This window comes from Arthrobacter gyeryongensis, from assembly GCF_039543785.1.
GTDB lineage: Bacteria > Actinomycetota > Actinomycetes > Actinomycetales > Micrococcaceae > Arthrobacter > Arthrobacter gyeryongensis.
In genome coordinates this window covers 247,930-267,549 of the sequence record NZ_BAABKK010000015.1, presented here as the reverse complement: position 1 = coordinate 267,549, position 19,620 = coordinate 247,930, and the positions used below count along the sequence as shown (strand labels likewise).

The 19,620-nt window shown below is 64.3% G+C and carries 21 protein-coding genes; 4 read left to right on the top strand and 17 right to left on the bottom strand.

What is annotated here, in order from left to right; translation table 11 throughout:
• Nucleotide 1: 1 nt before the first annotated feature.
• The 5 genes from ABEA18_RS13000 to ABEA18_RS12980 all read right to left on the bottom strand — a co-directional run bounded on the left by ABEA18_RS13000 (nt 2) and on the right by ABEA18_RS12980 (nt 4,497).
• Entirely contained in the window at nt 2–901 is a 900-nt protein-coding gene (locus ABEA18_RS13000) for an ABC transporter ATP-binding protein (protein WP_345449808.1), read from the bottom strand.
• Nucleotides 898–2,367 (bottom strand): PH domain-containing protein, encoded by a 1,470-nt coding sequence (locus tag ABEA18_RS12995; RefSeq protein WP_345449807.1) that lies wholly within the window; start codon nt 2,365–2,367, stop codon nt 898–900. Before ABEA18_RS12995 ends, ABEA18_RS13000 begins: the two co-directional genes overlap by 4 nt.
• On the bottom strand, nt 2,364–2,849 hold the full coding sequence (locus ABEA18_RS12990) for a PH domain-containing protein (RefSeq protein WP_345449806.1): 486 nt from the start codon (nt 2,847–2,849) through the stop codon (nt 2,364–2,366). Before ABEA18_RS12990 ends, ABEA18_RS12995 begins: the two co-directional genes overlap by 4 nt.
• 107 nt (nt 2,850–2,956) lie before the next feature.
• On the bottom strand, nt 2,957–3,118 hold the full coding sequence (locus ABEA18_RS12985) for an aureocin A53 family class IId bacteriocin (RefSeq protein ID WP_345449805.1): 162 nt from the start codon (nt 3,116–3,118) through the stop codon (nt 2,957–2,959).
• Between the two features lie 194 nt (nt 3,119–3,312).
• Complete coding sequence (locus tag ABEA18_RS12980; protein ID WP_345449804.1) at nt 3,313–4,497, bottom strand: sensor histidine kinase; 1,185 nt, start codon at nt 4,495–4,497, stop codon at nt 3,313–3,315.
• A gap of 264 nt (nt 4,498–4,761) precedes the next feature.
• Between ABEA18_RS12980 and ABEA18_RS12975 the strand changes: the two genes are divergently transcribed.
• Entirely contained in the window at nt 4,762–5,421 is a 660-nt protein-coding gene (locus ABEA18_RS12975) for a response regulator (RefSeq protein ID WP_345449803.1), read from the top strand.
• Between the two features lie 23 nt (nt 5,422–5,444).
• On the opposite strand, the gene ABEA18_RS12970 is transcribed toward ABEA18_RS12975, so the two are convergent.
• The 7 genes from ABEA18_RS12970 to ABEA18_RS12940 are packed head-to-tail and all read right to left on the bottom strand — an operon-like array spanning nt 5,445 to nt 11,786.
• Nucleotides 5,445–5,900 (bottom strand): molybdenum cofactor biosynthesis protein MoaE, encoded by a 456-nt coding sequence (locus ABEA18_RS12970; RefSeq protein WP_345449802.1) that lies wholly within the window; start codon nt 5,898–5,900, stop codon nt 5,445–5,447.
• Nucleotides 5,890–6,390 (bottom strand): MogA/MoaB family molybdenum cofactor biosynthesis protein, encoded by a 501-nt coding sequence (locus tag ABEA18_RS12965; protein ID WP_345449801.1) that lies wholly within the window; start codon nt 6,388–6,390, stop codon nt 5,890–5,892. The genes ABEA18_RS12970 and ABEA18_RS12965 overlap by 11 nt, the downstream gene beginning before the upstream one ends.
• On the bottom strand, nt 6,387–6,962 hold the full coding sequence (gene moaC, locus ABEA18_RS12960; protein ID WP_345449800.1) for a cyclic pyranopterin monophosphate synthase MoaC: 576 nt from the start codon (nt 6,960–6,962) through the stop codon (nt 6,387–6,389). Before moaC ends, ABEA18_RS12965 begins: the two co-directional genes overlap by 4 nt.
• Nucleotides 6,950–8,233, bottom strand: coding sequence for a molybdopterin molybdotransferase MoeA (locus ABEA18_RS12955; RefSeq protein ID WP_425550523.1), 1,284 nt, complete (start codon nt 8,231–8,233; stop codon nt 6,950–6,952). The genes moaC and ABEA18_RS12955 overlap by 13 nt, the downstream gene beginning before the upstream one ends.
• Nucleotides 8,217–9,776, bottom strand: coding sequence for a molybdopterin-dependent oxidoreductase (locus tag ABEA18_RS12950; protein WP_345449798.1), 1,560 nt, complete (start codon nt 9,774–9,776; stop codon nt 8,217–8,219). The genes ABEA18_RS12955 and ABEA18_RS12950 overlap by 17 nt, the downstream gene beginning before the upstream one ends.
• Entirely contained in the window at nt 9,773–11,041 is a 1,269-nt protein-coding gene (locus ABEA18_RS12945; protein WP_345449797.1) for a sensor histidine kinase, read from the bottom strand. The genes ABEA18_RS12950 and ABEA18_RS12945 overlap by 4 nt, the downstream gene beginning before the upstream one ends.
• Nucleotides 11,028–11,786 carry a response regulator transcription factor gene (locus tag ABEA18_RS12940; protein WP_345449869.1) on the bottom strand — a complete coding sequence of 253 codons (759 nt, stop codon included), beginning with the start codon at nt 11,784–11,786 and terminating at the stop codon, nt 11,028–11,030. The genes ABEA18_RS12945 and ABEA18_RS12940 overlap by 14 nt, the downstream gene beginning before the upstream one ends.
• A gap of 151 nt (nt 11,787–11,937) precedes the next feature.
• Between ABEA18_RS12940 and moaA the strand changes: the two genes are divergently transcribed.
• The 3 genes from moaA to ABEA18_RS12925 all read left to right on the top strand — a co-directional run bounded on the left by moaA (nt 11,938) and on the right by ABEA18_RS12925 (nt 13,713).
• A complete protein-coding gene (moaA, locus tag ABEA18_RS12935; protein WP_345449796.1) occupies nt 11,938–13,068 on the top strand; it encodes a GTP 3',8-cyclase MoaA in 1,131 nt (376 codons plus the stop codon).
• A gap of 4 nt (nt 13,069–13,072) precedes the next feature.
• Complete coding sequence (locus ABEA18_RS12930; RefSeq protein WP_345449795.1) at nt 13,073–13,339, top strand: MoaD/ThiS family protein; 267 nt, start codon at nt 13,073–13,075, stop codon at nt 13,337–13,339.
• A gap of 80 nt (nt 13,340–13,419) precedes the next feature.
• On the top strand, nt 13,420–13,713 hold the full coding sequence (locus ABEA18_RS12925) for a hypothetical protein (RefSeq protein ID WP_345449794.1): 294 nt from the start codon (nt 13,420–13,422) through the stop codon (nt 13,711–13,713).
• Nucleotides 13,714–13,738: 25 nt separating this feature from the next.
• Here ABEA18_RS12925 and ABEA18_RS12920 read toward each other — a convergent pair whose 3' ends face one another.
• The 5 genes from ABEA18_RS12920 to kynA all read right to left on the bottom strand — a co-directional run bounded on the left by ABEA18_RS12920 (nt 13,739) and on the right by kynA (nt 19,617).
• Nucleotides 13,739–14,200, bottom strand: coding sequence for a DUF1579 family protein (locus ABEA18_RS12920; RefSeq protein WP_345449793.1), 462 nt, complete (start codon nt 14,198–14,200; stop codon nt 13,739–13,741).
• Between the two features lie 88 nt (nt 14,201–14,288).
• Nucleotides 14,289–15,632 (bottom strand): M16 family metallopeptidase, encoded by a 1,344-nt coding sequence (locus tag ABEA18_RS12915; protein WP_345449792.1) that lies wholly within the window; start codon nt 15,630–15,632, stop codon nt 14,289–14,291.
• 153 nt (nt 15,633–15,785) lie between these two features.
• On the bottom strand, nt 15,786–18,050 hold the full coding sequence (locus tag ABEA18_RS12910; protein WP_345449791.1) for a polyribonucleotide nucleotidyltransferase: 2,265 nt from the start codon (nt 18,048–18,050) through the stop codon (nt 15,786–15,788).
• Nucleotides 18,051–18,304: 254 nt separating this feature from the next.
• The gene (rpsO, locus tag ABEA18_RS12905) at nt 18,305–18,574 is read right to left on the bottom strand and encodes a 30S ribosomal protein S15 (protein ID WP_028266602.1); all 270 of its coding nucleotides are present in this window, start codon (nt 18,572–18,574) and stop codon (nt 18,305–18,307) included.
• A gap of 188 nt (nt 18,575–18,762) precedes the next feature.
• Nucleotides 18,763–19,617, bottom strand: a complete 855-nt coding sequence (kynA, locus tag ABEA18_RS12900; RefSeq protein ID WP_345449790.1) for a tryptophan 2,3-dioxygenase — start codon at nt 19,615–19,617, stop codon at nt 18,763–18,765.
• Nucleotides 19,618–19,620: the final 3 nt, after the last annotated feature.

The following is a 19,620-nucleotide window of genomic DNA, read 5'->3' as shown; positions in this document are numbered from 1 at the left end:
CTCAACGAGCCTCTCCTTCGATCTTCGTGTCCACGATCCGTCGATACACATCGTCAAGCGAGACGCTCTCGGTGCGTAGCTCATCCAAGACAAGCCCATGGGCAGCCGCAAGGGAGAACAGCTCACCCGCTGTAAGGTCCGCGACGACGACGGCGCGACCGTTCGCTTCGACGATGGTGGCGCCGTTTCCCTCTGCGAGCGCAATGAATGAGCTGACGTCCTCGCTGACGACGTGGACCCGCGCCCCGGCTCCTCGTGCAAGGTCGGCAAGGCTGCTTCGGAGTTTGAGCACGCCGTTGTTGATCAGCACGACGTCGTCAGCCACGAGCTCGAGCTCGGTGATGATGTGCGACGAAAGGAGAAGCGCCGCGCCCTCATCGCGAAGTTGGATGAGCAAGTGACGCAGCCACTGGATACCCGACGGGTCGAGACCGTTGAGCGGCTCGTCGAGGACGTAGTTGCCCGGGTTGCCCAAGATGGCTGCGGCGAGGGCGAGACGTTGTCTCATGCCCAGGGAAAGCTCGCGCACCTTCCGTCTGCGGGCGTCACTAAGGCCGACCATGTCCAGCACGCGTTCGGCCCGGGCCTTGTCCACGCCCTGAACACTTGCGCAGTACCGCACGAGCTCGATCGCGCGGAGGTCAGGGATCAACGCCCCGGCGTCGAGTACCGCCCCAACGCTCTGGCGTGGGTTCGGAAGCTCTCCATATGGGCGACCGTCGAACAACGCCCGTCCCGAATCGGGCTTCTCAAGGCCGAGAGCGGTTCGCATTGTGGTGGTCTTGCCAGCGCCGTTAGGCCCGATGAAGCCGACGATACGGCCGTCGCCAACGCTGAAGGTAACGTCATCAACCCGTGTCCGTCCACCGTATGACTTCGTGAGTCCGATCACTTCGATCATGATGCGTGCACCTGGACACGCGAGAGCGCCTCCATCAGCGTCGCGTGACCCGGGTCCGGAAGGAAGCCTCTGATCGTCCGTGGCACTGTGCCGCCGGCACGGAACGCGACCACACAAAATCGCCGGCCGGACGCGTTGCCGTAGACCGTCATCGAGGTGGGGCTTGTTGAGGGGAGTACCCACGTCCTGGTGCCAAGCACCCCAGACCTCAGTCGCCACAACCGGCCGTCAGTGGAGAAGTCGGCGCGCTTAACCGCCGCTTGCGCCACTGCGGTCGCGATCACGGCGGACGCTATGATCGTGACGACAAGCGGCGGTGAGACCAAAGCCGCAAGCGTGCCCGCCGCGACGCTGCCCGCAAGCAAGCCTGCGCACCACCCCAGGACCGGATTGATGCCGGCGACCTCATCGCCGCTGACGATCCGGAATTGCGGAAGGTACTGTTCGAGGAATCCGTCGATGTCTGAGTGGCGTGCAATCGGGATCACAACTGTACGGCTCGCGCTGCCGGCCCCCTGCGCACGCACGATTACGCGCAGCGAGTACCGCCTGAACACGCGCATCACCACGTTTTGCCGCATTTCAAGTGCGTCGATTCGGTCGACGCGAATGGATTGGTCCATGGTCGATATCAGCCCGTGCGATACCCTCATCTTCACCGTGCCGTCGGAATCGGGTTCCACACGGACGAGCATCTTCGCATATTTCAGATAAGCCACTAAGGCTCCGTACGCGACACTCGCGGCGAGCAGCAAGGGCATCGCAGCCAGCACAAGGGCCGGATGCGCTTGCCACTGGTCTCCAACCCACTCGAACTGAGCAACACCGCTGTTCCCCGTGATCCGGGTGGTCAACGACCAAAGCACCGGAATGAGAAGCACGTACTTGCCGTAGGTGATGGAGATAAGCCAACAGTCCACGTTCCGAAGCGAGACCGTGCTCGCCACTCCTGAGGACGTTTCGATAACGCATCCCACAGGTGCCTCTTGCCGGGCGGACCCTGCGGCAGTATTGACGTCCTTGGCCCTCAGGGTCGGACGAACACCGTAAACGCGCGCGATCTCATCGACCTGGTCACGTGTGACCGCGTGGAGAAGCGGGCTGGCGCGCCCTCCCGCTGTACTCTGCACCCGCACTTCGAACAGCTTCCACAACCGGTCCAGGCCGCCCTGCGAGAGATGGACACCAGCGATATCGCTGCGAGCGATGGTCAAGGTCTCCCGCGAGAAGAGGCCTCGTCGATAGTGGAAGCCGTCCGAGCGGACATCCCACGTGGTCGCCACGTAATCGTAGAAGATCACATAGATGCGCGTGTAGACGAAGTATGCGAGGAGCACCCACAACGCCACGGCAATCCCGCCTTGGAACGTGGAGATCGCGACTGCGAGCCCGATGACGATGAGTACAGACTGCGGCAGCGCCTTCAGGAATCTGACAAGCATCAGCAGTGGTGAGTTGTGCATCATTCGGCCCCCCTATCGACGTTTTTCAACGCTCCACGCAACCGCTCAGCATCCCGGTCGTCGAGACAGGGAACCATGAATTCCCTGCCCAGTACGCCTACGTGCACACTTGCAAGTCGAAAGTTGCGCAGCACGGGACCGCGTCGAAGCCGGACGTAGAGAATCTGTGCCCTCGGCACAAAGGTCTCACGTTGAATCCACCGGCCTTGACCGATCGACAGGCCCATCGGCTCCACTCCATAACGGAAGGTAAGGGCTCGTCGAGGGTTGACCAGCAGGCACTCCGTGACCGTCGAGGCAACGGTCACTCCCACCAAGACAGTGAGGACGATTGCGAGCCAGCCTTCGTGAAAGACCAGGCGCAAGCCGAACAGCACCATGCAAGCAATCAGCCCAGTACAGACAGACGCGATGTTCCACACTGTCACCGCGCGGCGGCTCACCGCTGCCGAAAACATCGCGCCGGCGACATCTGTCTCCGCCACTCTTGCCATCCCCCTCGCTGTAGTCATCGCGCGAGTTGCTCGCGCACGGGTGGTGTGAAACGGGAAAGGGCGACTCACGTGTGGCTGAACGCGCCCTTTCCCACTGCTCACAGCCCGAGGATGTCTCGGATCCGCCGAACGATCCAATCGATCGTCCTGCCGGCGTTGAGCCAGTCCAGCACCGTGCGCCAGTTGGCCGTCACCCAGTTGACCGCCCGGGAACCCAAGTGCATGACTGCTCGGATGACAGCCAGAATGATGGCAGGCATCGACCCACCTCACCTTCCTCTCAGTGCGACATTGTTGTCGCCACTGACTACGATTCATCCCGACCTCCCGTCTCAAACACCGTCATCCGTATCGAGTTAGACATCGTTCGAATGCACCCGTTTCTCTCGCAATGCGACCCAACGTTCGCGGACCCGAATCCTCTGACCGCGAAATCTGTTGGACTACTGGACCGCTAGAGCCTCGGCAACGTCGCCGTCACGGTCCACCCCGTTTCATCACCGCCTGCCTTGAACGTTCCGCCCAGCAGCATCACTCGGTCGTTCATCCGCTTGAGCCCATACCCCGTCGCTTCAGCCGTCTCGTCCCGCCTGCCGCCGGACGGAGCATTCCAGACCTGCAATGTGATGCATTCGCGATCAGACGTCACCGCCAAACGAATCGACGGACTCTCGCGAGCGTGCCTCATCACGTTGGTGGCTGCCTCACGTGCGATGTGCACGAGAGTGGTCTCGATGCTGTTCGAAATTGACATCTCACTACCGGGGAAGGAGAGCTCTACCGAGGCTCCCATCGAGCCGAGTCCAAGACGTAAGGACTCCAACGTCGCTGCCAAGGACACTGCACCTGCCCCGGATTCTCCGACCGTCTCGTCCGTCCCCTGGACTAAACGCAGCATCCGTCGGATGTCTGTGAGGGCTTGTGTCGCGGCATCGGTGATCGCACGCCTTGATGTCTCGCGAGCCACGGGGTCGTCCACCAGTTCGAGGGCCCGGGCCTGCATCACAACGGTCGTGATGTCGTGGGCAATGATGTTGTGCAGCTCATCAGCGATTCGATCCCGCTCCATCTGTACGGCGGCCGCCGATTCTCTTTTGAGCCGATCAATGTCAGCAGCAAGCCGATGTTCCCTCACTCGACCTCCGCGGAACGCCCAACCGATCAGTCCCGAAGCAAGGCCAACGGCAACGCTGCCGATCCCGCCGCCTTGTGCAAGCCCTTGGCCAACCCCTGCCGCAGCCATCCCCCACCCCACTGTGATGACGCAGTATGAGACGCTCAGCCACCGACCGCACGTACTCGTGACCAAGCCGACCGAGACGGCGAGAGCCAGAGAGTAAGTCCCACCAGCACCAAGAAGTATTGCGACGAGGCCGCATGCCGCGAGCACTGTCGCCGCTATGGGAGGCCGCCACGCGAAAGCACCGATTGCGATGAGCGCGCCCACGTAAACCGTCGCGGTGGGCATCGGTGTCCGGGCAAGTAGCGCCAGCACACCATCCACCAGCAGCCCCACCGCGACGACGGCCGCCAATGCGAGACGAGCACCAGCCGGCAACGCTGTGTACGCCCAGAAGCCCCGCCAACCGGCAGACCCGTGGGGTTTGCGGGTAGCCTCTGCCGGAGCGCTTCGCTTCATCCCCCAATTATCCAGATGAAGCGCGCGGACGCTCAGGCACATAGGCTGATTGCCCTACCCGGCCGGTCGAAGATCGGCGGGCTCCAGGCGGAACGCCAGCCCGCTTACTACGCTCGCTCCGAACACGGTCGAATCCCTTCTGCCTGAAAGCACCAGCAAGCTAATCGTCGCAGCCGGCCGGCACAGGGTCTGCCGACGAAAGTCGACTCCTTGCGCAACTTTCGTCTGATCTGAGAGTCGACTCCCGCCGCCTAAACTGTAGGAATGGAAGGCGTGCGTGTTCTGATCGTCGATGACGAAGCCCTCGTGCGACACGCATTGCGCATCTTCCTCGAGTCAGCTCCGGCCACAGTTGTGGTGGGAGAAGCCGTTAATGGAACGGAAGCCGTCGAGCAGTACCGCATATTGCAACCGGACGTCGTGCTCATGGACATACAGATGCCGGTGATGAACGGCATCGAGGCGACAGAGATGATCACTGCCGAATACCCGGACGCCCGGGTGCTTGCAGTGACCACGTTCTCCTCCGAAAGCCACGTCATAGCCGCGCTCAGGGCCGGAGCCTCTGGCTATCTTGTGAAGGACACGCATCCGGACGAGATCGTCAGCGCCATCTTGGACGTGCACGCTGACAGGTCAGTGCTCTCGCCGCGCATAGCTCGTGGACTCATTGCAGCCGTCCGCGACACGGCCAACCCCAACGGTCATGTCGCGCTCTCCCGCGCCCAAGCGCTCACGGAACGCGAGCTATCGATTGTGGTGTTTCTCGCGCAGGGTATGTCAAACGCCGAGATAGCACAGGCTCTCCACCTCTCCGAGGCGACCATCAAGTCGAACCTCGGCCGCATCATGAGCAAATGGGACGTGCGCGACCGCGTCCAAGTACTCATCCATGCGGTGCGCACAAATCTCGTGACGTTGTAGCACTCGCGATGCCTGCGCCCGTGCTACTCCCCGGCCCCGACCCACTCGACCGTGCCGTCGCTGAAGAACTGTTCCTTCCAGATGGGCACTTGGGCCTTGATCCTGTCCACAAGCTCCGAGCACACAGCGAAGGCCTGTCCTCGGTGTGCGGCGGCAACGGCGCAGACGAGCGCAGGTTCGCCGATCTCCAGCATGCCGATCCGGTGTGCTGCCCAGATACGGACAGGCTGGGCTGCCTCCCCCGAGTGCTCCGCCACGAGCTTCGCGACAACATCGGCCATGACCTGGTGCGCAGTGGGGTGGGCGCTGTAGCTGAGCCTGTCGACGGGTTTGCCGCCGTCGTGGTTGCGGACCACGCCGCTGAAGCTCACTACCGCTCCCGCCGTGTCCGATTCAACCGCCGCTATGGCCTGGTCCACGGAAATCGGCTCCGCGCTGAGGATCGCGCTGATGACTTCGAAGTCGGTTTCAGTGGTCATGACTTCCCTCCAATTGATCGCAAAGGTGGGCGATGACGGGATCAAGGACGGCAAGGCCGTCCATTACGCCCTTCGGCGAACCCGGCAGGTTAACAATGAACGTCTTGCCGGCTGTACCTGCATGGCCCCGGCTCAACATCGCCATGGGGGTCTTGGCGGCACCGGCGCGCCGGATGCCTTCCATGAGCCCCGGTATTTCGCGGTCAAGCAAAGGCAAGGTGACTTCCGGAGTGCGGTCATCGGGGCTCAGCCCGGTGCCGCCGCTGGTAATCACGACGGCGGGTTCCAGGGTCAGCAGCGCACGGATGGCGGCACCGACAGGCTCACCATCCGGGACCACCATGACGGGGATGGTCTCGTAGCCGTGTTCGACCAACCAGTCCAGGATCACGGGGCCGCTCTTGTCCTCGTAGATTCCTGCCGCGGCACGGTTGGACGCGATGACAACGCCGGCCTTCCGCGGACCACGGGCAGGTTCGCAGGCGTTCATGCGCTCTCTCCTTCGCCGGCCGCACCGGACGAGGCAGGAAGGGCCCAGTCGCCGCTCTTTCCGCCGCTCTTGGCCAACACTTGGATACCGCTGATGACAGCGTGCTTATCCACGGCCTTGATCATGTCGTAGACGCTCAAGGCAGCAACCGAGGCCGCAGTCAAAGCTTCCATCTCCACGCCCGTGACGCCCCTGGTCTTCACCGTTGCCAGGACAACCACGGTGTCCGGGCCGAGTTCGAAGTCCACAGTGACCTTGGAAATCGGCAGCGGGTGGCACAGCGGGATGAGTTCGGGCGTCTTCTTGGCTGCCATGATGCCGGCAACGCGCGCCACCGCAAGGGCGTCGCCTTTCGGAAGGTCACCGGCGCCGAGCAGGGCGAGCACCTCGGACGTGCTGTGGACGGTGGCGGTGGCGGTGGCCTCCCGCGTGGTCACGGCCTTTTCGGAGACATCGACCATTTGGGCTGTTCCGTCTTGGCGCAAATGCGTGAGGCCGCCGCCATCTTGGCGCAAGTGGGTGAGGCCGCCGACGATGCTTGCGGGATCTGGAGTGTCATTCACAACATCCATACTTCCACTTCCGCCCCGGCGTCGAGTTCCGTGACTGCTGCAGGCACCTGGACCAACGCGTTCGAGTTGGCCAGCGCATGGATGAGATGCGAGCCGGGACCCCCTTCGAGCTTGACCGTTCCGCCGGGAAGAAGGGTGCCCCGGCGGACCTGGTGCTTACCGGCGGGCGAGGTCAACGACTCCGCAAGGCGCGCCTGCAGGCTCGGCCGCAATGCGGGGCTGCCCACGACGGCCGCGAGCGCCGGGCGAAGGAACATTTCGAAGGACACGAGGCAGCTCACGGGATTGCCCGGGAATCCCAGGAAGGGCAGGCCGTCGAACGTTCCAATCCCTTGGGGGCCGCCGGGTTGCATGGCCACCGACACGAATTCAACCGGCTGGTCCGTCATGGCCTGCCGGACCACTTCGTAGGCACCCTTGCTGACGCCTCCGGTACTGACGATGAGATCGACGGTACCGCCCAGGCTGCGAAGGAGCGCCAGCAGCTCGGTGGGATTGTCGCCGCTGATTCCCGTCCGCGTGACGTGGAGGCCGGACTGCAGCATGGCGGCTTCGAGCAGGGTTCCGTTGGAATCGTAGATCTTCCCTTCCGGCAGGGACATACCGGGTTCCACGACTTCATCGCCGGTGGTGACCAGGAGCACGCGCACAGGCGTGCGGACCTCGACGGCGGTCATCCCCAGGGCGGCGAGCAACCCCAATTGCCCGGGTCCGAGGGCCGTTCCCCCGCGCAAGGCAACGGTTCCCGCGGTGATGTCGCTCCCGGCGTCGCGGACGAACGTTCCGGGCTCAGTGGTGGGAAGGCGGACGGTTGACGGGACACCGGGGACGGGAAAGACATCAGGCACTGCCTGTTCGATGGGCACGACGGCGTCGGCACCCTCCGGCATCATGGCGCCGGTCATGATCGGGGCTGCGGTGCCAGGCATCAGCCGGACCGGTGCCGCGCCGGCCGGGACGGGATCCACGACCGTCAGCTCCGCACCGGCGTCGCTCCCTGCGTGAGGGGCGAGGTCCGCCGCGCGGACGGCAAAACCGTCCATCTGGGAGTTGGCGAAGGGCGGCAGGCTGAGCGGGGCCAAGACGTCGGCGGCAAGTACCCGGCCGAGCGCCCCCATCAACGGCAGCTCTTCGGTGCCGTCTATGTGTGCAAGGCCGGACAGCAGCTCCTGGACGGCTTGACGGTGGGCTGCGACGGATCGTGCCACGAGGGTTCCTCCCGGGTTGTTTCGCTCAGACCTACCCAGCCTAGTGTCAGTTTGCGGTGACATGGATGGTGTGGAACCCCGTGGCGCCGTCCGGTGCCACGGGGGTTTGGGCTTCGGGCTGCGGGGTACCCGTGGCATCGGTGGCACGGACCTGGACTTCATGGTTCCCGGAGCCCAACTCAAGGCCCAGCTGCCATTGGTACCACGTGTCCGACGAGATCCCCGGGGCGAGCTTGGCTTCGTGCCAATTGCCGCGGTCGACGCGCAGCTCCACACGGGAAACGCCGCGGTGTTGGGCCCAGGCGACACCGCCGAACTGGACCGTTCCGGCCTTGACCGAGCGGCCGTCGCGGGGCACGTCGATGCGGGACTGCGTCTTGATGGGACCGTGGTCGCTCCAACCGCGCGGGACCCAGTAGCCCTGGTCGTCGGCGAAACGGGTGACCTTCAGTTCGGTCAGCCATTTGGTGGCCGAAACATATCCATAGAGGCCCGGGACGACCATCCTGACGGGGAAGCCGTGCTCCAGCGGCAGGGGTTCGCCGTTCATTCCGACAGCGAGGATCGCGTCGCGATTGTCAGTGAGCGCTTCGAGGGGGGTTCCGGCGGTCCAGCCGTCCGTGCTGCGGGACAGCACCATGTCCGCCCCGGGCTTGGGTCCGGCCATGGCGAGGAGTTCGCGGACCGGCCAGCCCAGCCAGAGGGCGTTGCCGATCAGGTCTCCGCCGACTTCGTTGGATACGCAGGCGATGGTCACGTAGCGCTCGATCATCGGCTTGCTCAGCAGCGTGGCGAAGTCCAACTGGATTTCGCGTTCCACCAAACCGGTCACCTTGAGGGTCCAGTCCGGCGGATTCACGGCCGGCGGGATCAACGCAGTGTCGATCCGGTAGAAGTCGGGGTTCGGTGTGACGAGCGGCTGCAGGCCCGGCAAGGAGAGTGCCGCGCCGTCGGGAACCTTTTGCGGGGGCGTCACCGGGGCGGGCAGGGCAACCCCGCGGCGGAAATCGGATGCCACCGTTCCCGCCCTCCGCACCAAGGTGGTGATGATGCCTGCCGCCGCCGCGGCGATTGCGGTTCCACCCAGCAATTGCATGAAGCTTCGGCGGGCCAACGGCATGTCGGCTGCAACGGGCACGGGTCGCCAGGTTTCCAGCCTCTGGATCAGGAGCCGGAGGAACAGCATGGTGACGATGGTGGCCACGACGGGCGCGATTGCCGCAGTGGGCGCGGCTTGGGCACGGGTCAGCACGGCAGCCAGCCCCGCTGCTCCAGCGAGCAAGGCAAGGGCCAGCCCCGCTCCCTTTCGCCGATACTCCAGGAGGCCGGCGACCGCGGCGAGAACCAAGGTCACCAGGGCGATGCTGACGATCAAGGCAAGTTTGTCGGCGGTGCCGAAAAGGTTGACGGCCAGTTCCTTGGCCCAACCCGGCACGGCGTCGATGACCACACCGCCCAGCGCGGAGACCGGCGAGACGGACGGGCTCAGGAACCCGGCCAGCAACTCGCCGGCCGCCACCCCGAGTCCGATGGCCACCACGCCGCACGCCGCCGCCCACCGGACGGCCGTCCTGGTACTGGCTTTCTTCGAAGTGGTCCTGCTCATGATGTGCCTGCCTGTTTGGGGCTCTCTGACGGAACAGTGTCCGCATGAACTGTTTGCATCGGAAATACCTCGGCGTGGGCTGGGGTGGCCTGTGCACCCGAAGGAAGGCGGAGCGTGAAGCGGCAGCCCTCGCCGGTGTTCGCCACCGTGACCGTGCCGCCGTGCGCCTTCACGATGCCCGCCACCATGCTGAGCCCCACGCCTGCTCCGCTGTACCGCGGCGGACCCCCTTCGACGGGCTTTCCCGCTCCGCGGGAACGGTCCTTTTGCCAACCGGTCTCGAAAACGTGGGCGAGATCCTCGTCGTCGATGCCGCCGCAGCTGTCCACGACGTCGACGACGGCGTCGCTTCCGTCGCGTCCGACGCGAACCATGACCCCGCCGTCGGGCCGGCTGTAGATAATCGCGTTAAGCACCACGTTCCGGACGGCCCTTCCCAGGCTCGGGCCGTCCGCGACGGCCATGCACTCGCGGTCGCCGCCGCCGTCGAGCCGGATGCCGCGCTGGGCGGCGAGCGGTGCGAGATCGGCGATGGCGTCGCTCACGAGGTCGTAGAGGTCCAGGGATTCCGCGCTCAGCCGGAGCGTTCCGGCCTGGATTTTGGACAATTCAAGGAGGTCGTTGACCATGACGGCCATCTGGTCCGTCTGGGCGATGATCTTGCGGTAGTAGGCGGGCACGTCGGAGGCCATGCCGTCTTCCAGCGCTTCGGCCATGGCCCGCATGCTGGCCAAGGGCGTCCGGAGGTCGTGCGAGATCCAGGAAACCAGTTCGCGGCGGGCGGTTTCGACTGCGGCTTCCCGTCGCCGGGATTCCTCGAGTTTGATGCTGCTCGCTTCGAGTTCCTGGGCGAGCTGGGCAAGCTCGGAGTTCATTGCCGGTCCGGCCCGCCGCGATCCTGATTGTGGCAGGAAGGAGCCATCGAGGGCTTCTCCGCTGCCGAGGCGTCGCGTTGCCGCCACGAGCCGGATGGCGTTGCGGGACACCCCGGCCCCGAGGACAAGTGAAATCGCTATTGCCACGGCCGAGGCCACCCCGAGGATGTACCACATGACTTCGAGGTCCACGGCGGAAATGAACATCGCATTGAAGGCGCTCACCATCCCGGCCACGAGAACGGCAACCGTGGCAACCACCACGAGGCAGATCTGCACCAGGATCGACGCGCCGCGCAGGAAACGCAGCAAGGCAAGGGTCAAGGCGCCGATGAGGACAGCCCACAGCAGCATCCAGCCCAGGATCGTGAACATTTCAGCTGCCTGCATGTCCACCTTCCTTCGCGTCAAAGCGGTAGCCGACTCCCCAGACGGTCTTGAGCAGCACCGGGGTGGTGGGGTTGTCCTCGATCTTTTCGCGCAAGCGACGGACGTGGACTGTCACGGTGGACAAATCCCCGAAGTCCCAGCCCCACACTGCCTTGATGAGGTCCTCACGGCTGAACACTTGGTTGGGCCGACGGAGCAGGAAGGCCAGCAGATCGAACTCACGCACCGTAAGCATGAGGGGTTTGCCATCCTGGAGCACTGTGCGGGACGCCGGATCCAATTCGAAGCCGGCGAGTTCCACGGGAGGTTCCGGGCTGAATTCCCGGATGCTCCGGCGCAACACGGACTTCACGCGGAGGACAAGCTCGCGGGGTGAGAAGGGTTTGGTGACGTAATCGTCCGCTCCGGTTTCCAGGCCCAGGATCCGGTCGTCTTCCGTACCAAGAGCGGTGACCATGATGATGGGAACGCTCATGGCCAGGCGCAACCTGCGGCACACTTCCACGCCGTCGAGTCCTGGCAGCATCCGGTCCAGGATGACAAGGTCGGGCCGCCTGGCGGCCGCGAGGCTCAGTGCGGTGAAGCCGTCGCCCGCGAGATCGACCTGGAAGCCAGCCTGGACCAGGTAGTCCCGGACGACGTCGGCGATGGTCTGTTCGTCTTCGACCAGCAGAATGCGGCGATTGCCGACTTCGGCAGGGTGCGGGGCGGACTGCGTGTTCACACCTTCAGCATAGATTCGCATGGTGCCCGCGGTATGTGTTCCGGGCGCCGCCGGGCCAACCGTATGCATTCCGTAAGAAGTCACGCCATTCCTTGCCTTCCACGGGAGCAGACGACGAACGTGACCGGTGTGCGATATCACGCTCGGGCCCTGCCTGGCGTAGCCTGAACCCATGAGTGTTCAGCTAGGCATGCCGTTGCCCCCTACGGGCGACGGGACGGGAAGCAGCGTTTCTGCGCCCCCGCCGCGCCCTGCAGGAACTCCCCTGGGCCTGTTCGACCGTTACGGACGCCGGGCCACCGATATGCGTTTGTCCCTGACTGACAAATGCAACCTGCGCTGCACGTACTGCATGCCGGCCGAGGGCCTCGAATGGTTGTCCAAGCAGGCTGTCATGACCGCCGCCGAGATTGTCCGGCTGGTGCGGATCGGCGTCGAACAACTCGGGGTCCGCGAACTTCGCCTCACAGGAGGCGAGCCCTTGGTGCGTGCCGACCTGGTGGACATCATCTCGGCCCTCCGCAAGGCGCACCCCGAGCTGCCGATCTCCATGACCACCAACGGCGTCGGACTCGACAAAAAAGCGGCGGCGCTCAAGGACGCCGGACTCACACGCATCAACGTCTCGCTCGACTCCCTGCACGAAGAAACGTTCACGAAGCTCACGAGGCGACCCTTCCTGGACAGGGTATTGGCCGGCGTCGATGCCGCCTGGGCTGCAGGGCTGGGTCCGGTCAAGATCAATGCCGTCCTCATGCGCGGAATCAACGACGCCGAGTCCCCCGACCTCCTGGCCTGGGCCGTGGACCGCGGCTATGAGCTGCGCTTCATTGAGCAAATGCCCCTGGACGCCGATCACGGTTGGACACGGCGGGACATGATCACGGCGGCAGAGATCCGCGAACTGCTTTCACGCGACTTCGCGCTGACCCCGGACCCGCGCGAACGGGACGGGGCACCGGCTGAACGATTCGAAGTACGACGGCGGGACCCGGCATCTGCGGACGCCACGGGTCCGCTTCTGGGCACCGTCGGCATCATCGCCTCCGTCACCGAGCCGTTCTGTTCCGATTGCCGGCGCACACGGATCACCGCCGAAGGCAAGATCATGAGCTGCTTGTTCTCCCGCGAGGAATTCGACCTGTTGGGACTACTTCGCTCCGGAGCGGACGACGAGGAACTCGCCCAACGCTGGCAGGACGCCATGTGGATCAAACCCAAGGCGCACGGCATGGACCACACGGGCCTCGGCGCACCCGACTTCGTCCAGCCGGACCGCAGCATGAGCGCGATCGGAGGCTGAGGCTTTGCTCGTACGATACTTCGCTGCCGCGCGCGCCGCGGCGGGCGTCGAAGAAGAACACCACGATCTTCCTGAAGGGACCGGCCTGGACGGGCTGATCGCGGCCGTGCTCGCCGTCGAACGTCCCGAACCACCGGCTGGAACACCGCCCCTGGCCCGGATCATTTCGCGCAGCAGCTTCCTGCGCAATGAGGTAGCGGTCCGCGACCGATCGGCGCCTCTCGGTGCGGACGACGTCGTCGACGTCCTCCCGCCGTTTGCCGGCGGCTGAGCCAGCCACGGCCGAGGGGTGGTTCCCCGGGTCCAAGGAGCCTACGCTGTGCCTATCCGCGAAACAGCAAAGGAACAGCCATGTACACCCTCCTGATCGAACACGCTGTGAACGACTTCGGCGCATGGAAGCGGTCGTTCGACTCGGATCCGGCGGATCGCGCCGGCTCCGGCGTTATCTCCTACCGGGTCTCCAGGCTTGTGGACGATTCGCAGCGGGTCCTGATTGAGCTTGATTTCGCCGAACGGGAGCAAGCTGAATCAATGCTGAACACCTTGCGGATAAAGGTGTGGAGTGGACCAGGAAGGCCGGCCTCGCTCGACGGGATGCCAGATGCGCGGATAGTCGAGTCGATGGAGGCCAGGGTCCTCTGAGTGATGTGCCTGCTGGACGTGAGCCTTAGACACGCCTGCAGACAGAGACCATGAACGGGCTGAACGTCGGGGCATCCCCGAGCCTCAGCTCCGCCATATGGGTCAGCACGCCGCCGTCCACCTTGAAAGTGTGCCGCGCCGTCCCGCGGGGGCTGCGCCGTTCCAGCCTCAGTGTGCCGTCTTCCCAGTGACCCCGGGCCGGAGCTTCCGGGGGCCTGCCCATGCTGTCCACGTAGTACCACAAGGTGTCCCCGTGGTCCGGGTCAACGGTGAAGACACCGTGCCCCTCGAAATGGGTGCCGTCGGGCTCAATGTGCCGGTAGCTCTGCACCAAGGCGTAACCCCCTGCCGCGCGCGAGAAGGTCACCTCGGCGTCGGCGGTCCGGGCAGGTCCCCAGGGCGACGCCGAGAGCTCGGTGCTCCCCCGCCAATGCCCCAGGAATGCCTCCAGCGCAGTATGTGCATGACTCTTCAATGGCTCGTTCATGGCGACTCCTGCGCAAGACGGTGGATACGTCACCATCATGTTCCCGATCGAGCAGGCGCGTCCAGCCTTCCCCACACCGGACATCGGTTCAGAGGCCGAACGTCTCGGTTTCCTCGAAGGGCCCGACGACGGTCACGGTGCGGGGGGCTTCGGCGAGCACCCGGGCGAGTTCCTGGACCTGGTCGGCTGTGACGGCCTTGATGCGGGCCAGCGTTTCATCGATGTCCTGGAATTCGCCGGAAACGAGTTCGGCGCGGCCAAGGCGGGACATCCGGGATCCGGTGTCTTCAAGGGCCAGGACGATTCCGCCGCACAATTGGCCCACGGCCTTGCGCAGTTCTTCGTCGGTGATTCCGTCGGCAGCGAGCTTGTCTAGTTCGGCGCCCAGGAGTTCCAGAACCTGCTTGACCTTCGACGGCGTGCAGCCGGCGTACATGCCGAAGTAGCCTGCGTCCGCGTAGGCGGAAGCAAAGGAATAGGTGGAATAAACGAGGCCTCGCTTTTCGCGGATCTCCTGGAAGAGACGCGAAGACATGCCACCGCCAAGGACCGCGTTCAGGACGCTCATCACGAAGCGCCGATCGTCTGTAGCCACGATCGAAGGGCAGCCCATGATGATGTTGGCCTGCTCCACGGGACGCTTGATCACATGCAGCCCTGCGGTGCCCGTGATATCCGCCCGCTCGGTGGAGCGGCGCTCGACGGGGGCAGCGGTGTCCTTCAGCTCCCACCCGGCCGTCCGCAAGGCATCGACCACGAGGCGGCAAACGACGTCGTGGTCCAGGCCGCCGGCTGCGGTGATGACGATTTCGTCCGGCCGGTAGTAGCGCTGGTAATGTGCCCACACGGAATCGCGGGACACGGCCTTGATGGCGGCAGGGGTGCCACCGATCGGGCGTCCCAGCGGATGCACGCCGAGTACCGCGGCCACGAAGTTTTCATGTGCGACGTCGGTGGGGTCATCGCTGTCCATGGCGATTTCCTCAAGGATCACGTCGCGTTCCTGTTCAAGTTCCGCAGGATCGAGCACGGCGCCAGTGATCATGTCGGCAATGACGTCGATGGCCATGGGGAGGTCCGTGTCCAGTACCCGGGCGAAGTAGCAGGTGCTTTCCTTTGCCGTGGCCGCATTCGATTCACCGCCGACCTCGTCGAAAGCGGACGCGATCTCAAGGGCGGTGCGCTTCCTGGTGCCTTTGAACAGGAGATGCTCCAGGAAGTGGGTGGAGCCGTGCTGGCCGTCTGCCTCGTCCCGGGAACCGACTCCCACCCAGAATCCGATGGTTGCCGAACGCTGCCCGGGCATGGCCTCGGTGAGCACCCGGACGCCTCCCGGAAGCACTGAGCGCCGGACAACGGAGCCGCCTTCGGCGCCATGGATCAATTCGCCGCCGGGCACGGTCTGCGCCAATGGGAGGGGTACGACAGTCATCAAGACCTTTCAGTTCTGCGGGAAATCACGGGTGCCAAATCTGGCTGCAATCGTACCAGCGGGCGCATCGCCCCCGGGACGGGAATTCATTGTTAAACCGGGCAGGACCGGTGGACATGTCCACCGGTCCTGCCGCGTGTTTGCCGGTTCAGGCTACTCGGCGGAAACTTCAGCCTCTTCGGCGGGAGCTTCTTCAGAGGCGGCGCCTTCTTCCTCGGCCACAACCGGGGAGAGGGAGAGCTTGCCGCGGTCGTCGATCTTGGTGATCTCGACCTGGATCTTCTGGCCCACGGAGACGACGTCGTCGACGTTGTCCACGCGCTTGCCGCTGGCCAGCTTGCGCAGCTCCGAGATGTGCAGCAGGCCGTCCTTGCCCGGGGTCAGGGAAACGAACGCACCGAAGGTGGTGGTCTTGACGACCGTGCCCAGGTAACGCTCACCGATTTCCGGGATCTGCGGGTTGGCGATGGCGTTGATCGCGGCGCGGGCTGCTTCTGCAGACGGACCGTTGGTAGCGCCGATGTAGACGGTGCCGTCGTCCTCGATGGAGATGTCGGCGCCGGTGTCTTCCTGGATCTGGTTGATCATCTTGCCCTTGGGGCCGATGACCTCACCGATCTTGTCAACGGGGATGTTGACGGCGATCACGCGCGGTGCGAACTCGGAGAGCTCGTCCGGAGTGTCGATGGCGGCGTTGATGACGTCCAGGATGTGCAGGCGGGCTTCGCGGGCCTGCTTCAGGGCTGCAGCCAGGACCGATGCCGGGATGCCGTCGAGCTTGGTGTCGAGCTGGATGGCGGTGACGAACTCGGAAGTACCGGCAACCTTGAAGTCCATGTCGCCGAAAGCGTCTTCGGCGCCGAGGATGTCGGTCAGGGCGGCGTAGCGGGTCTGGCCGTCAACCTGGTCGGAAACCAGGCCCATGGCGATACCGGCAACAGCGGCCTTCAGCGGCACACCTGCATTGAGCAGGGACAGCGTGGAGGCACAAACGGAACCCATCGACGTCGAACCGTTGGAGCTGAGGGCCTCGGACACCTGGCGGATGGCGTACGGGAATTCCTCGCGGGACGGCAGCACCGGCATGATGGCGCGCTCTGCAAGGGCGCCGTGGCCGATTTCGCGGCGCTTCGGGGAGCCGACGCGGCCGGTCTCGCCCGTGGAGTACGGCGGGAAGTTGTAGTTGTGCATGTAGCGCTTGCGCGTGACGGGAGACAGCGAGTCGATCTGCTGTTCCATCTTCAGCATGTTCAGCGTGGTGACACCCATGATCTGGGTTTCGCCACGTTCGAAGATGGCGGAACCGTGAACGCGGGGCAGGACCTCTACCTCGGCAGTCAGCTGGCGGATGTCCGTCAGGCCACGGCCATCGATGCGGATCTGGTCCTTGAGGATGCGCTGGCGCACAACCTGCTTGGTCAGGGAGCGGAAGGCTGCGGAGAGTTCCTTCTCGCGGCCCTCGAACTCGCCGGCGAGGGCACTGAGGACTTCGTCCTTGAGTTCGTCGGAGGCGTTGTCGCGGTCCTGCTTGTCGGCGATCTGGAAGACAGCGGCAAGCTTTTCGGCGGCGGAGGCTTCAACCGCGGCGTAAACGTCGTCCTGGTAGTCCAGGAAGATCGGGAACTCAACCGTCGGCTTGGCAGCGCGGGCAGCCAGGTCGGCCTGGGCTTCGCACAGCGCCTTGATGAAAGGCTTGGCAGCTTCGAGGCCCTCGGAAACAACTTCTTCGGTGGGTGCGGTGGCGCCCTGTTCCTTGATGAGGTTCCAGGAGTTGTCCGTGGCTTCGGCTTCAACCATCATGATGGCGACGTCGTCCCCGTCGGGACCCGACACAACACGTCCGGCGACAACCATGTTGAAGACGGCGTTTTCGAGCTGGGAGTGCTTCGGGAAAGCAACCCACTGCGAACCCTGTTCGTCGGCGACGAGGGCAACGCGGACGCCGCCGATCGGGCCGGAGAACGGGAGGCCGGAGAGCTGGGTGGACATCGACGAGGCGTTGATGGCAACGACGTCGTAGAGCTCGTCCGGGTTGATCGCCAGGACGGTGACGACGATCTGGACCTCGTTGCGCAGGCCCTTGACGAACGCGGGGCGCAGCGGGCGGTCCATGAGGCGGCAAGCGAGGATAGCCTCAGTGGACGGGCGGCCTTCACGGCGGAAGAACGAGCCCGGGATGCGGCCGGCGGCGTACATGCGCTCTTCGACGTCGACGGTCAGCGGGAAGAAGTCGAAGCCTTCACGCGGGGACTTGCCTGCGGTGGTTGCGGACAGCAGCGCGGTGTCTTGGTCGATGTAGACCATCGCGGCGCCGGCTGCCTGCTTGGCGAGGCGGCCGGTTTCGAAGCGGATAACACGCTTGCCGAAGCGGCCGTTGTCGATGATGGCTTCTGAGAACTGGATTTCGGGACCCTCCATTGAGAGTCACCTCCGTTTCTTGTTTAGCGGAAGTCCTCCCGCATCGACCCAGGCCAGCGTCTGTTCCTGGCCTGTACGACACCCGGTCATCGATCGAGACCCACGGGCTGCGCCTTCATCACAGAAGGCTGTTCCCGGGGATCACTACCGAGGACCGCGAATGCGCGATGCGGTTGAACTCCTGTTAAGTGTTGGATTTAGTTATGGAGAAAAGGCGGCCCGGTCCGCGGAGGATCGGGCCGCCCGAAGTCAAACTAGCGGCGCAGGCCGAGGCGCTCGATGAGCGCACGGTAGCGGGCAATGTCAGTCTTCTTGAGGTAGCCCAGCATGCGCTTGCGACGACCAACCATAGCCAGCAGACCGCGCTGGGTGTGGAAGTCGTGCTTGTGCTCCTTCATGTGCTCAGTCAGATCCTTGATCCGCTGAGTCAGGACTGCAATCTGGACCTCCGGCGAACCAGTGTCGCCCTTGGACGTTGCGTATGCCTCGATGATGGACTGCTTAACAGCGGCTTCAAGTGCCACGTGAACTCCTAGAGTTGTGCCGTGCGTCCCGATTCAGCGCCTCGCTGCCGGGTTGTGATGTGCCAATGACCGCACACAAAACAGGTCCAGCCGCCACGGACTGCAGCCGGATCCATCCCTCAGTTTACCGGCAGCCCGGCAATCTTGTCGAAAGCTGCCGTGTGACCCTCCTCAAAGAGGAGCGCCACTCACTGCCCGATCTCGGTCCGGACTGCGAAAAGCTCAGGGAAGAACGTCAAATCGAGCGCCTTCTTCAGGAAGGAAACGCCGCTTGAACCTCCGGTTCCCGTCTTCATGCCGATGGTCCGCTGCACCGTACGGAGGTGCCGGAAGCGCCACAATTGGAAGTTGTCTTCCAGGTCCACCAGTTCCTCGCAGGCTTCGTAAGCCGGCCAGTTGTCTGCGGCATTTTCGTAGATGTGCTTGAAAAGGGGCAAGAGCCCAGGGGTGAACTCGTGGGCCTGCGTCACGTCCCGGTCCAGGACGGAGCGTGGGACGGCGTAGCCGTGCCGGTCCAGGTAGGCCAGGAATTCGTCGTAGATGCTCGGAGCGTTCAAGAGCTCCTCCAGCATGGTTCTGGACTCCGGATCCGATTCGAACACCGGCAACATCTTCGCGTTCTTGTTGCCCAGGATGAACTCGACGGCGCGGTACTGGCTCGACTGGAACCCGGACGCATTGCCCAGGAAGCCGCGGAACTGGGAGTACTCGGTAGGGGTGAGCGTGGCGAGCACCGACCATTGCTCGGTGAGCGTCTTCTGGATGTGCTTGACCCGTGCGATGGCCTTGAGCGCGGAGCCGAGGTCGTCCTGGCGCAGCCAGGTGGCCGCACTCCGGAGCTCGTGCAGGACGAGCTTCAGCCAGAGCTCGGTGGTTTGGTGCTGGATGATGAACAGGAGTTCGTCATGGTGCTCCGGCTGGCTGACAGGTTGCTGGGCGCTGAGCAGCAAGGGCAGCTGCAGGTAGGAGCCGTAACTCATGCGTGAGCTGAAGTCCTTGACGATGCCTTCGTCGAGTGGCCGGGTGTTCTTCTCAACGCTCACGGC

Bases quoted from the DNA above. Each gene is read 5' to 3' on its own strand.
- ABEA18_RS12975 (WP_345449803.1), top strand. From the start codon at position 4,762: ATGGAAGGCGTGCGTGTTCTGATCGTCGATGACGAAGCCCTCGTGCGA.
- ABEA18_RS12970 (WP_345449802.1), bottom strand. From the start codon at position 5,900: ATGACCACTGAAACCGACTTCGAAGTCATCAGCGCGATCCTCAGCGCG.
- ABEA18_RS12985 (WP_345449805.1), bottom strand. From the start codon at position 3,118: ATGCCTGCCATCATTCTGGCTGTCATCCGAGCAGTCATGCACTTGGGT.
- ABEA18_RS12980 (WP_345449804.1), bottom strand. From the start codon at position 4,497: ATGAAGCGAAGCGCTCCGGCAGAGGCTACCCGCAAACCCCACGGGTCT.
- ABEA18_RS12910 (WP_345449791.1), bottom strand. From the start codon at position 18,050: ATGGAGGGTCCCGAAATCCAGTTCTCAGAAGCCATCATCGACAACGGC.
- ABEA18_RS13000 (WP_345449808.1), bottom strand. From the start codon at position 901: ATGATCGAAGTGATCGGACTCACGAAGTCATACGGTGGACGGACACGG.
- ABEA18_RS12945 (WP_345449797.1), bottom strand. From the start codon at position 11,041: ATGCAGGCAGCTGAAATGTTCACGATCCTGGGCTGGATGCTGCTGTGG.
- moaA (WP_345449796.1), top strand. From the start codon at position 11,938: ATGAGTGTTCAGCTAGGCATGCCGTTGCCCCCTACGGGCGACGGGACG.
- ABEA18_RS12955 (WP_425550523.1), bottom strand. From the start codon at position 8,233: ATGTCACCGCAAACTGACACTAGGCTGGGTAGGTCTGAGCGAAACAAC.
- moaC (WP_345449800.1), bottom strand. From the start codon at position 6,962: ATGGATGTTGTGAATGACACTCCAGATCCCGCAAGCATCGTCGGCGGC.
- ABEA18_RS12995 (WP_345449807.1), bottom strand. From the start codon at position 2,367: ATGATGCACAACTCACCACTGCTGATGCTTGTCAGATTCCTGAAGGCG.
- ABEA18_RS12950 (WP_345449798.1), bottom strand. From the start codon at position 9,776: ATGAGCAGGACCACTTCGAAGAAAGCCAGTACCAGGACGGCCGTCCGG.
- ABEA18_RS12965 (WP_345449801.1), bottom strand. From the start codon at position 6,390: ATGAACGCCTGCGAACCTGCCCGTGGTCCGCGGAAGGCCGGCGTTGTC.
- ABEA18_RS12915 (WP_345449792.1), bottom strand. From the start codon at position 15,632: ATGACTGTCGTACCCCTCCCATTGGCGCAGACCGTGCCCGGCGGCGAA.
- ABEA18_RS12920 (WP_345449793.1), bottom strand. From the start codon at position 14,200: ATGAACGAGCCATTGAAGAGTCATGCACATACTGCGCTGGAGGCATTC.
- ABEA18_RS12925 (WP_345449794.1), top strand. From the start codon at position 13,420: ATGTACACCCTCCTGATCGAACACGCTGTGAACGACTTCGGCGCATGG.
- ABEA18_RS12940 (WP_345449869.1), bottom strand. From the start codon at position 11,786: ATGCGAATCTATGCTGAAGGTGTGAACACGCAGTCCGCCCCGCACCCT.